The organism is Enterobacter sp. ECC-249 (genome assembly GCF_043965265.1).
GTDB classification, from domain to species: Bacteria; Pseudomonadota; Gammaproteobacteria; order Enterobacterales; family Enterobacteriaceae; genus Enterobacter; species Enterobacter quasiroggenkampii.
Window position 1 is genome coordinate 4,220,847 of the sequence record NZ_CP143660.1, and the last position, 12,309, is coordinate 4,233,155.

General features: G+C 54.8%; 10 protein-coding genes. 3 read left to right on the top strand and 7 right to left on the bottom strand.

Translation table 11 applies throughout. The annotated features are described in order from the left end of the window. Positions 1-61: 61 nt before the first annotated feature. The gene (gene queD / locus V1587_RS20065) at positions 62-424 is read left to right on the top strand and encodes a 6-carboxytetrahydropterin synthase QueD (RefSeq protein ID WP_111965448.1); all 363 of its coding nucleotides are present in this window, start codon (positions 62-64) and stop codon (positions 422-424) included. A gap of 28 nt (positions 425-452) precedes the next feature. On the opposite strand, the gene queE is transcribed toward queD, so the two are convergent. The 3 genes from queE to V1587_RS20080 are packed head-to-tail and all read right to left on the bottom strand — an operon-like array spanning position 453 to position 3,445. Beyond that, complete coding sequence (gene queE / locus V1587_RS20070; RefSeq protein ID WP_023333236.1) at positions 453-1,124, bottom strand: 7-carboxy-7-deazaguanine synthase QueE; 672 nt, start codon at positions 1,122-1,124, stop codon at positions 453-455. 54 nt (positions 1,125-1,178) lie between these two features. Then, entirely contained in the window at positions 1,179-1,886 is a 708-nt protein-coding gene (locus tag V1587_RS20075; protein ID WP_371897916.1) for an N-acetylmannosamine-6-phosphate 2-epimerase, read from the bottom strand. Next, positions 1,886-3,445 (bottom strand): PTS transporter subunit EIIC, encoded by a 1,560-nt coding sequence (locus tag V1587_RS20080; protein ID WP_395314468.1) that lies wholly within the window; start codon positions 3,443-3,445, stop codon positions 1,886-1,888. Before V1587_RS20080 ends, V1587_RS20075 begins: the two co-directional genes overlap by 1 nt. 165 nt (positions 3,446-3,610) lie before the next feature. On the opposite strand from V1587_RS20080, the gene V1587_RS20085 reads away from it, so the two are divergent. Both V1587_RS20085 and V1587_RS20090 read left to right on the top strand, forming a co-directional pair. Continuing rightward, a complete protein-coding gene (locus V1587_RS20085) occupies positions 3,611-4,435 on the top strand; it encodes a MurR/RpiR family transcriptional regulator (protein ID WP_371897914.1) in 825 nt (274 codons plus the stop codon). 358 nt (positions 4,436-4,793) lie between these two features. After that, entirely contained in the window at positions 4,794-5,903 is a 1,110-nt protein-coding gene (locus V1587_RS20090; protein WP_371897913.1) for an SDR family oxidoreductase, read from the top strand. 53 nt (positions 5,904-5,956) lie between these two features. Here the strand turns inward: V1587_RS20090 and eno are convergent, their stop codons facing one another. The 4 genes from eno to relA form a co-directional block, all read right to left on the bottom strand. Continuing rightward, positions 5,957-7,255 carry a phosphopyruvate hydratase gene (gene eno, locus V1587_RS20095; protein ID WP_024909267.1) on the bottom strand — a complete coding sequence of 433 codons (1,299 nt, stop codon included), beginning with the start codon at positions 7,253-7,255 and terminating at the stop codon, positions 5,957-5,959. Positions 7,256-7,337: 82 nt separating this feature from the next. Next, entirely contained in the window at positions 7,338-8,975 is a 1,638-nt protein-coding gene (gene pyrG / locus V1587_RS20100; RefSeq protein ID WP_032648095.1) for a glutamine hydrolyzing CTP synthase, read from the bottom strand. A 223-nt stretch (positions 8,976-9,198) separates the two neighbouring features. Next, entirely contained in the window at positions 9,199-9,990 is a 792-nt protein-coding gene (gene mazG, locus V1587_RS20105) for a nucleoside triphosphate pyrophosphohydrolase (protein ID WP_115876181.1), read from the bottom strand. Positions 9,991-10,059: 69 nt separating this feature from the next. Beyond that, positions 10,060-12,291: a GTP diphosphokinase gene (gene relA, locus V1587_RS20110; RefSeq protein ID WP_008499628.1), complete on the bottom strand. Its 2,232-nt coding sequence runs from the start codon at positions 12,289-12,291 to the stop codon at positions 10,060-10,062. Between the last annotated feature and the right edge of the window lie 18 nt (positions 12,292-12,309).

Sequence of the window (12,309 nt, forward strand, 5' to 3'; positions counted from 1 at the left end):
TGCTAAAAATTGTGCTTTCCGGTACTATGCGGCGGTTTTTTCCGCATTACTGAGAGCGATCATGTCCACCACACTGTTTAAAGATTTCACCTTCGAAGCCGCCCACCACCTTCCGCATGTCCCTGAAGGGCATAAATGCGGCCGTCTGCACGGGCATTCGTTCATGGTGCGTCTTGAGATCACCGGTGAAGTTGATCCGCATACCGGTTGGATCATGGATTTTGCCGAGCTGAAGGCGGCGTTTAAGCCGACCTACGATCGGCTGGATCACTACTACCTGAATGAGATCCCGGGCCTTGAAAACCCGACCAGCGAAGTGCTGGCAAAATGGATTTGGGATCAGATGAAGCCGCTGGTACCGCTGCTGAGCGCGGTGATGATCAAAGAGACCTGCACCGCTGGCTGTATCTATCGCGGGGAATAAAAAAAGCCCGGCTAAACCGGGCTTTTTTTTAGGCAATATTCAGGTACTTGTGCGTCTGCATCGACAGGCGCCAGTTACGCGCAATACAGGTTTCAATGCACAGGCGCGTGGCGTCGTCTTTCTGGCTGATCGGCTGTAGCGCAATAACCCGCTGCTTTTCATCCGTCAGCGTGGCCAGCAGTTCATCCAGCGCTTCGATATCACGCACGCGCCCTACCGGGTGCTTAATCTCATCCGCGCGTTCCAGCGCCTGAGACAGCACGTCATACCCGCCGCGCATATTCACTTTTGGCGATACCGTCACCCAGGTGGTGTGTGAACAGCGCACTTCATGGGTGCCGCTGGTTTCAATCTGGCAGCTGTAGCCGTTCTTTTCGAGCAGCTCGGTCAGCGGGGTCAGATCGTGGATGCAGGGTTCACCGCCGGTAATCACCACGTGGCGCGCCGTCCAGCCCTGACGACCAATAATGGCCAGCAGATCTTCGGAACTGCCCGCGCCCCACTTATCGCTCTCTTTGGTTTTCGCCAGAATGCTAAACAGCGACACTTCCCGATCTGCGAGCTTATCCCACGTATGTTTGGTATCACACCAGGCACAGCCAACCGGGCATCCCTGTAAACGAATGAAAATAGCGGGAACGCCGGTAAAGTAACCCTCGCCTTGCAGGGTCTGGAACATCTCGTTAATCGGGTACTGCATAGTCATCTCAGTAAAGGGGATAAACGATAAGTATCGCAGATCCCCGCCGGATGGTCATGCTCCATCGGTGCTTTGCGCGCCAATCGCCGCCATAAACCGTTCCGTGATTTGTTGCGGTCGGGTGATCGCGCCGCCGACGACGACCGTATGCGCCCCCAGCGCCAGGCATCTGGCCGCGCGTTCAGGCGTATCCACGTTGCCTTCGGCAACCACGGGAACCGTCACGGCCGCCAGCACCGCTTTCAGGAACGCGCAGTCGTTCTCAGGAAGCGAATGGCCCGCCGTTTCCGCCGTATAGCCGTAAAGCGTGGTGCCGACGCAGTCGAAGCCCAGCGCCTGCGCCGTAACGGCTTCGTCCACGCAGGAGATATCCGCCATCAGCAGTACCGCGGGATAGCGTGAGCGAATGCGCGAGACAAGCGTTTCCAGGGATTCTCCGCCGGGCCGCTCCCGCGCCGTCGCATCAAGCGCAATGATTTCCGGGGAGACGCTCATGAGCTCATCCACCTCTTTCATCGTGGCGGTGATAAACACCTCGCTTTCCGGATAATCCCGTTTGATGATGCCGATGACCGGCAAAGATACCTGCTGCTTAATGGCCTCGATATCCACCACGCTGTTGGCACGAATTGCCGCGGCCCCGCCCCGTGCCGCCGCCAGCGCCATTCGCGACATAATAAACGGGCTATGCAGCGGTTCATTTTCCAGCGCCTGACAGGAGACGACCAGTTTTCCCTTAAGGTTATCCAGTACAGTTTTCATTACGATAAGATCTCTTCCACTTCGTTTTTGATAATCGTGACGTGCGGTCCATAGATGACCTGAACACCGTTGCAGCGCACGATGACGCCGCGCGCACCGGTGGCTTTCAGCGCCGCGTCATTCACTTTGCTACCGTCTTTCACCGTGACGCGAAGACGCGTGGCGCAGCAGTCCACCTCTTCCAGATTGTCTTTTCCGCCTAATCCGGCGATTACCGCAACCGCGCGCTCGCTCTGCGAGAAGGTCACCTCATCGGCTATCGCCTCCTTTTCCCGACCCGGCGTAGCAAAATCGAAGCGGTTAATCAGGTAGCGGAAGGTGAAGTAATAAAGGAAGAACCACGGCACGCCGACCAGCGGAACGAACATCCAGTTGGTTTTGGCCTCTCCCTGCAAAATGCCGAACAGCACGAAGTCGATAAAACCGCCGGAGAAGGTTTGCCCGATGGTGATATGCAGCATGTGTGCGAGCATGAACGCCAGCCCGTCAAACAGCGCATGAATGACGTAAAGCACCGGTGCAATAAACAGGAAGGAGAACTCGATAGGCTCGGTAATCCCGGTCAGGAACGAGGTTAACGCCGCAGAGAGCAGCAGCCCGGCAACGCGCTTTTTATTCTCAGGTTTTGCCGTGTGGTACATCGCCAGACATGCGCCGAGCAGGCCAAACATCATCGTGATAAAGCGCCCTGACATGAAGCGTGACGTGCCTTCGTAAAACTGACGCGTGGTCGGATCGGCCAACTGGGCGAAGAAGATCCGCTGTGTGCCTTCCACCAGATGGCCGTTGACGATTTCACTCCCGCCAAGCGCGGTGGTCCAGAACGGCAGATAGAAGATGTGGTGCAGACCAAACGGGCCCAGCATGCGGAGAATAAAGCCGTACAGCAGGGTGCCCAGATAGCCGGTCGCATCCACCAGCCCGCCCAGACCAAAAATCAGCTTCTGGAAATGCGGCCAAACCACGGTCATTGCGGCCCCAACGAGTATTGCCGCCAGCGAGCTGATAATGGGAACAAAGCGCGAACCGCCAAAGAACCCGAGGAACTGCGGAAGGGCAATTTTATTAAACCGATGATGGAGCGCGCAGGTCACCAGCCCAATCACCACGCCGCCAAACACGCCGGTTTCCAGCGTCTGAATACCCAGCGTCATGCCCTGCCCCACGGCCCCCGGGTTCGCATGCGCCAGTTTGCCGGTGAGGATCAGCAGCGCGTTAATGGTGGCATTCATCACCAGAAACGCGAGTAACGCCGCCAGCCCGGCGGTGCCCTTATCGCTTTTTGCCAGCCCGACGGCAACACCAACCGCAAACAGCACCGAGAGGTTCGCAAACACGATGGATCCTGCGCTGCTCATGATGGTGAAAATAGCCTGCAGCCAGCTCACGTCTAAAAACGGATAGGCCGCCAGCGTGTTGGGATTCGATAACGCGCCGCCTATCCCCAGCAGCAGACCCGCCGCAGGCAACACGGCAATCGGCAACATGAAAGATTTGCCAAAGCGCTGCGCTTTTTCAAACCATCCTCCTGAAGAAGCTCCACTGAATATTTGCATCATTTTTTCATTCCCCCGCTAAAAGATGAAAATTTTTACCACATAAATATTAAATAGTGAAAATTATCATCAATAACCAGGACGACGATCATACTTTTTCAAAATGACTGGCATCTTTCCCCCGCTTTCCGCCACACTAGTCGCAGAGAAACGCATTAAGGATCGAGCATGTCAGACCATGAAAACCTGCTGCTGAAGCTACGCCAGGAGGCTTCCGGGTACAGCCCAACACAACAAAAACTCGGTGAGTTTGTCCTCAGCGATCCTGCCCGGGTGCTCTACCTGACGATCACCGAGCTGGCGCGCGAGAGCCACACCAGTGAGGCCAGCGTCACGCGCCTTTGCCGCACGCTGGGCTGCAAGGGCTATAACGAATTTAAAATGGCGCTTGCGCTGGATATTCAGCAGGGCCAGCCCGCGCGTCAGGCGGGAGATGAGATAGATAATGTGGTTGATGAGTCAGTGCAGGCATTGCAGGATACCGCCCGGCTCCTTGATCGCACGCTGCTTGAAAAGGCCGCAATGGCGCTGCATCAGGCGCAGTCGGTGCAGATTTATGGCGTTGCGGCCAGCGCGATCCTCGGGGAGTATCTCCACTACAAGCTGTTGCGTTTGGGGAAACCCGCACAGCTGTTTAGCGATATGCACCGCGCGGCCATGAATGCGACAACGCTTTCAAAAGAGACCCTGGTGGTGGCTATCTCCAGCTCGGGTTCAACGCGGGATTTACTCCACGTGGTGAAGCTTGCCCGCAAGCGCGGCGTTCAGGTTCTGGCACTCAGCAATACGCCCCGCAGCCCGCTGGCGTCCTTGAGCGACATGCTGCTGGTTGCCGCCAAACCTGAGGGTCCCCTTAGCGCAGGCGCACTCAATGCTAAGGTTGGGGTGATGCTGCTGGTCGAGCTGCTGACCACGTCCATGATTGCGCTGGATGGTCATTACGGCGACGTTAGCCAGCAAACAGCCAGCGCCACGCTTCCCCTTTTGCTCTGAAAATCATTCGCAGGCTAAATAAATCGGCCTGCGGCTTATATTGTCTGATTTTCGTTAAGTGGGGTTTAAATCATTTATTTGGTAAATGTTTGGTGTAACAAATTATTATATTTATTACATTTTGAATTAACTTTACCATTCGGAACCCAGCCCATAAACAACATTAAATTCAAAAGGTTAAAATTTAAATCTCATTAGACTGAATTTTTACCCTTCCGCTAATGTCCAATATATCCACCCGATTTCCTTTCCTTAAAATAAGCTTAAGATGCTGTCAGTTTCGGCGATTTATTATTTAAATGCCGTTTACTTTTGCGCGCCTACAATCCGCCTCATCAATCATAATGAGACGGTATTAATGAAGATGTTATTGATTACAGGCGTGACCGGATTTCTGGGTGGTGCAGTTCTTGAAAAAATCCTGACCAACGATCAATCCGTAGAACTCCTTTTGCTTGCGCGCGCCGGCGATCCGCAGAGCGGTCTGGAGCGGGTGCTGGAGAATATGCGCAAGTTCAACGTTCCTGAGGACAAACTGGCCTCCCTGAGCGTGGATAATATCCTGATTGGCGACCTCAGCCAGCCTGAAGCCTTTCTGAACGATCCCCGTCTGGATCAGGTCACGCACGTCGTGAACTGTGCGGCTGTAGCCTCATTTGGTAATAACCCGCTGATCTGGAAGGTCAACGTTGAAGGTACGCTGGCGCTGGCGCGCCGTATGGAGCAGGTTTCAACGCTACAACGTTTCCTCCACGTCGGCACAGCGATGTCATGTACGCCGGAGCAGGATTCCCTGGTCGCCGAAAGCGCTGAATTCAGAGAGAATGCTGAACACCTGGTGGAATACACGTTTTCGAAGTCAACCATCGAACAGCTGATGCGCCAGGAGTGCCCTAACCTACCGCTGCTCATCGCCCGTCCGTCCATCGTCGTTGGCCATACCCGTCACGGCTGCACGCCGTCGAGCAGCATTTTCTGGGTCTTTAGCATGGGCCTGATGCTGCAGAAGTTTATGTGCTCTATGGAAGACCGGATCGACGTTGTTCCGGTGGATTACTGCGCCGACGCGATGTTAATGCTGCTGAACAGCAACGCGCGTCCGGGGGAAGTGGTGCATATTTCTGCGGGTGAAGAGAACAGCGTTCGCTTTGCGGATATCGATCAGGCAATGGCGCAGGCGCTGGAGAAAGCCCCCGTCGGTGATAAATATGCGCAGGTCAGTTACGAAACGCTGGTCAGAATGCGCCGCGAGTTGAAACATATTTTTGGCCCGTGCAACGAACGTCTGATGCTGAAAGCCATGCGGTTATACGGTGCGTTTGCCACGCTTAACGTGCGCTTCAGCAACGATAAGCTGCTGAGCATGGGAATGCCGAAGCCGCCCCGGTTTACGGATTATATCGCCCGCTGCGTGCAAACCACCCAGGGGCTGACCATTCCGGAGCAAATGGCGGTTGATTTTAAATAGCCAAAAAAAATGCCAGTCATTCGACTGGCATTTTCGTTTTAAGGCTTAAGCGATTATGCCTGGCCTTTGATCTCTTTACGACCGTTGTATGGTGCTTTTTCGCCCAGCGCTTCTTCGATACGAATCAGCTGGTTGTATTTAGCAACACGGTCAGAACGGCTCATAGAACCGGTTTTGATCTGGCCTGCAGCGGTACCCACAGCCAGGTCGGCAATGGTAGCGTCTTCAGTTTCGCCAGAACGGTGAGAGATAACAGCGGTGTAGCCAGCGTCTTTCGCCATTTTGATCGCAGCCAAAGTTTCGGTCAGAGAACCGATCTGGTTGAATTTGATCAGGATGGAGTTAACGATGCCTTTCTCGATGCCTTCTTTCAGGATCTTGGTGTTGGTTACGAACAGGTCGTCACCAACCAGCTGGATTTTGTCGCCCAGTACTTTAGTCTGGTATGCGAAGCCAGCCCAGTCAGACTCGTCCAGACCGTCTTCGATAGACACGATTGGGTACTGTTTGGTCAGATCTTCCAGGAAGTGAGTGAACTCTTCTGAGGTGAACGCTTTGTTTCCTTCGCCAGCCAGAACGTATTTACCGTCTTTGTAGAATTCAGATGCTGCACAGTCCATCGCCAGGGTGATGTCTTTGCCCAGCTCGTAGCCAGCTGCTTTTACTGCTTCTGCGATAACAGCCAGAGCTTCTGCGTTAGAACCCAGGTTTGGCGCATAGCCACCTTCGTCACCAACAGCCGTGTTCATACCTTTAGCTTTCAGAACTTTAGCCAGGTTGTGGAACACTTCAGAACCCATACGTACCGCTTCTTTCAGGGATTTCGCGCCAACTGGCTGAATCATGAATTCCTGAATATCAACGTTGTTGTCTGCGTGCTCACCACCGTTGATGATGTTCATCATTGGTACAGGCATGGAGTATTTGCCTGGGGTGCCGTTCAGTTCAGCGATGTGCTCGAACAGTGGCATACCTTTAGCAGCAGCAGCCGCTTTGGCGTTTGCCAGAGAAACAGCCAAGATTGCGTTCGCACCGAAGTTAGATTTGTTTTCAGTACCGTCCAGATCGATCATGATCTTGTCGATGCCAGCCTGGTCTTTGGCGTCTTTGCCAATGATTGCCTGAGCAATAGGACCGTTTACAGCGCCAACCGCTTTCAGTACGCCTTTACCCAGGAAGCGAGATTTGTCGCCATCGCGCAGTTCCAGCGCTTCGCGGGAACCGGTAGAAGCACCTGATGGAGCAGCAGCCATACCAACGAAACCACCTTCCAGGTGAACTTCGGCTTCAACGGTCGGGTTACCACGGGAGTCGATGATTTCACGACCGATGACTTTAACGATTTTGGACATTAGATTTTCCTCAGTACAAGTTAAACTAAAACTCCAGACAAACAACGCGTACCAAAGGTACGCGTTGCCGTTCTAACTTTTTTTACTTCGCCTGACGCTTCTGGTAGTCGCTGGCGGCCTTCACAAAGCCTGCAAACAGCGGATGCCCGTCACGTGGCGTTGAAGTAAATTCCGGGTGGAACTGGCAGGCGACAAACCACGGATGGTTTGGCACTTCAATGATCTCGACTAACTGATCATCCCCGGAGCGTCCCGCAACACGCAGGCCCGCGGCTTCAATCGGTTTCAACAACATGTTGTTGACTTCATAGCGGTGACGATGGCGCTCGGTGATGACCGGCTCGCCATACAGCTTGCGAACCACGCTATCATCAGTCAGCTGGCAGGCCTGTGCGCCAAGACGCATGGTGCCACCCAGATCGCTCTTCTCGGTACGGACTTCGACGTTACCTTCTTCGTCACGCCATTCGGTGATAAGCGCCACAACAGGGTACTTACAGTCTGGCACAAATTCCGTAGAGTTCGCGTTTTCCATTCCCGCTACGTTACGCGCAAATTCGATCAGCGCAACCTGCATACCCAGACAGATGCCGAGGTATGGAATATTGTTTTCACGCGCATAGCGCGCGGTGGCGATCTTGCCTTCTACACCACGGTAGCCGAAGCCGCCAGGGATAAGGATAGCATCCAGATCTTTCAGGATTTCAACGCCACGCGTTTCAACATCCTGCGAATCAATCAGCTTGATGTTCACGGAGACACGGTTCTTCAGACCACCGTGTTTCAGCGCTTCGATCACTGACTTATAGGCATCCGGCAGTTCAATGTACTTGCCGACCATACCGATAGTCACTTCGCCTGCCGGATTGGCTTCTTCGTAAATAACCTGTTCCCATTCAGACAGGTTAGCTTCCGGACAGTTCAAGCTGAATCGTTTACAAATATAATCGTCCAGGCCCTGAGATTTCAACAGGCCCGGGATTTTATAAATGGAATCGACATCTTTCATTGAAATAACGGCTTTTTCAGGCACGTTACAGAACAATGCAATTTTCGCACGTTCGTTCGCCGGCACAGCACGATCGGAACGGCAAACCAGGATGTCTGGCTGAATACCAATGGAGAGCAGCTCTTTAACAGAGTGCTGAGTCGGTTTGGTTTTCACTTCGCCTGCAGCGGCCATGTACGGCACCAGAGTCAGGTGCATGAACAGCGCGTGTTCACGGCCAATGTCTACCGCCAGCTGACGAATCGCTTCCAGGAATGGCAGGGATTCGATATCACCCACGGTACCGCCGATTTCAACCAGCACCACGTCGTGGCCTTCGCCACCCGCAACAATACGTTCTTTGATGGCGTTAGTGATGTGCGGGATAACCTGAACGGTGGCACCAAGATAATCACCACGGCGCTCTTTACGCAGAACGTCGGAGTAGATGCGACCGGTCGTGAAGTTGTTACGACGGGTCATTTTGGTGCGGATGAAACGCTCGTAGTGGCCAAGATCCAGATCGGTTTCAGCGCCGTCTTCAGTAACGAACACTTCCCCGTGTTGGATTGGGCTCATGGTGCCCGGATCGACGTTGATGTACGGATCCAGTTTCATCATGGTCACATTGAGGCCACGGGCTTCAAGAATGGCTGCGAGGGAGGCTGCGGCAATGCCTTTACCCAGAGAGGATACGACCCCGCCGGTCACAAAAATATAGTTCGTTGTCATGCTGAACCTGAGAAGTTAGGGTGAAACGATGGAATAACCAGGACGGGAAAGTAGTATACCCGAACACGGCGAGCGCCACAAACTTTCATTCTCCGTCTCCATTCCAGGCCATGACAAACATAAGGAGTGAGAAAATAGCCCCTTTTGGGTAAATGTTTTTGACGCAAATCAAGCGCTTGTCATTTAAAAAATCACACAAATTGCGCTTGATCGCAAAATTTCGTTAGAGATCAGATTCCTGGCGCTTTACTTCCTGCCAGACTTCTTCCATCGCGTCGAGGTCAATACCGCTCATTTCCAGGCCTCGTGAGGCGACAATCCGCTCCACTTCGCGAAAGCGGCGTTCGAATTTCAGGTTGGCTTTTTGCAGCGCCGTTTCCGCTTTTACACCCAGGTGGCGAGAAAGGTTGACGGTCGCAAACAGCAGGTCGCCCATTTCTTCCTCAAGCTTTGCTTCATCCACCACCGCCTGCTGCGCTTCGTGCATGACCTCGTCAATCTCTTCGTGCACTTTATCCAGCACCGGGCCGAGGGAGGTCCAGTCAAAACCGACGGCGGAGCAGCGTTTCTGAATTTTATGCGCGCGCATCAGCGCGGGCAGGCTCAGCGGAATATCATCCAGCGCCGAGTGCTGGGATTTTTCTGCCCGCTCGGCGCTTTTGATCTGCTCCCAGCGGGCCAGAACTTCGGTGCTGTTTCCTGCGGTAGCATCACCGAAAATATGGGGATGACGGCGCTCAAGCTTGTCGCTGATGGCAGCGCAAATATCGTCAAAGTTAAAGCGCCCTTCTTCCTGCGCCATCTGCGCGTAGAACACCACCTGGAACAGCAGATCGCCCAGCTCGCCGCGCAGGTCGTCAAAATCTTCACGGGAAATGGCGTCCAGCACCTCGTAGGTCTCTTCAAGGGTGTACGGGGCGATGGTAGCGAAAGTCTGCTCTTTGTCCCACGGGCAGCCGTTTTCCGGGTCGCGCAGGCGTTTCATGATGCCGAGCAGGCGGTCGATTTGAGTCATGGTTATGTCCTGATGAAAAAATGCCGGGTGGCGGCTTGTGCCTTACCCGGCCTACAAAAGAGGGAAATCTTAGCCGCCGTGCAGACGACGCGCGTCAATCACATCCGGCACCTGGTTCAGCTTACCGAGCACGCGGCCCAGCACCTGCAGGTTGTAGATTTCGATAGTCATATCGATGGTGGCAAGCTGCTCGCGGGTATCGCTGCGGCTGGCAACGCCCAGCACGTTGACCTTCTCGTTGGCGAGAATGGTCGTGATGTCGCGCAGCAGGCCGCTGCGGTCGTTGGCGGTAACGCGCACCACCAGCGAGTAGCCAGCGGAATAGCTTTCCCCCCAGACCGCTTCCACGATGCGCTCCGGCGCATGGGACTGAAGCTCGGCAAGCTGGTCGCAGTCAGAACGGTGAATCGAAATTCCGCGCCCCTGGGTGATAAAGCCGACGATATCGTCCCCTGGGATTGGCTGACAGCAGCGGGCAATGTGGTGCATCAGGTTACCTACACCTTCGACCACCACGCGGCCGTTGTCTTTGCTGCGCTGCTGCGGCGCGTAGGTTTTCTGCTGCAGCTGCTTCAGCGCCGCCGCGTCCTGCTCTTCCGCGCTTGGCTTATTGAACTGCGCCTGCAGGAAGTTCACCATCTGATTCAGACGGATATCACCGCCGCCAATCGCCGCTAACAGCTCGTCAAGCTCGTTGAAGTTGTAGCGCGGCAGCAGGAATTTCTCCGCCTCTTTGAGGCTGATTCCGATATGCTCCAGCTCGTCGTCGAGGATCTGACGACCGGCAAGGATATTCTTGTCACGGTCCTGTTTACGGAACCAGGCGTGAATTTTCGAGCGTCCGCGGCTGGTGGTGACATACCCCAGGTTCGGGTTAAGCCAGTCCCGGCTCGGGTTCGGCTGCTTCTGGGTAATGATTTCAATCTGGTCACCCATCTGCAGCTGATAGGTGAACGGTACGATACGCCCGCCAATTTTCGCCCCGATGCAGCGGTGCCCCACATCGCTATGGATGTGGTAGGCAAAGTCGAGCGGCGTAGATCCGGCCGGTAGGTCGACAACGTCCCCTTTCGGCGTAAAGACATACACCCGATCGTCAAAGACCTGGCTGCGCACTTCGTCGAGCATCTCGCCGGAATCGGCCATCTCTTCCTGCCACGCAATCAGCTTACGCAGCCAGGCAATGCGGTCTTCGTGGCCTGAACGCGCCCCGCCGGACGTGCCTTCTTTGTATTTCCAGTGCGCGGCAACGCCCAGCTCGGCATCTTCATGCATCTGTTTGGTGCGGATCTGAATCTCGACCGTTTTGCCTCCAGGGCCAAGCACCACGGTATGAATAGACTGGTAGCCGTTCGGTTTTGGGTTGGCGACATAGTCATCGAACTCATCGGGCAGATGACGGAAGTGAGTGTGCACTATCCCTAGCGCGGCGTAGCAGTCCTGCAGACGCTCCGCCACGATACGCACGGCGCGCACGTCAAACAGCTCGTCAAAGGCGAGGTGTTTCTTCTGCATTTTGCGCCAGATGCTATAGATGTGCTTAGGTCGACCGTAGACTTCGGCGCGCACGTTCTCTTCTTTCATGGCCTGACGCAGGCCGCCGACAAACTCCTCGATATAGTGCTCGCGGTCAATGCGGCGCTCGTGCAGGAGTTTGGCAATCCGTTTATATTCCGCCGGGTGCAGATAGCGGAAGCAATAATCTTCCAGCTCCCATTTCAGCTGACCAATCCCTAAGCGGTTCGCCAGCGGCGCATAGATGTTCGTACACTCTTTGGCGGCGAGCACGCGCTCGTCTTCCGGCGCATCCTTCACCTCTCGCAGGTGTGCAATACGCTCGGCCAGCTTGATGACCACGCAGCGGAAATCATCCACCATGGCCAGCAGCATCCGGCGAACGTTATCGACCTGCTCTGAGGAGACGGAATCGGTGTGCGCGGCTTTGAGCTGGCGGATAGCCGCCATATCGCGCACGCCGTGGATCAGCGCGACGACGGATTTCCCGACGCTATCGCGCAGCACGTCTTCGCTGACCACGTCCGCATCCGCGAGGGGGAAGAGCAGCGCGGCCTGCAGCGTTTCGATGTCCATGTTCAGCATGGACAGGATTTCAACCATCTCCACGCCGCGCCACAGGAGAAGATCGGCGTCGGGATGCCCCTGCGTGGTGCGCAGACAATAGGCCCAGGTTTCGGTTAAGCGTTCACACGACTGCTGGCTGGAAATTCCCAGACTTGCGATCCATTTTTGTGGGTCAAACTCCCCAGCTTTATTGAGATGTGCACTTCTTACCGCAACCATTGTCCTCTCCTTTAGGGA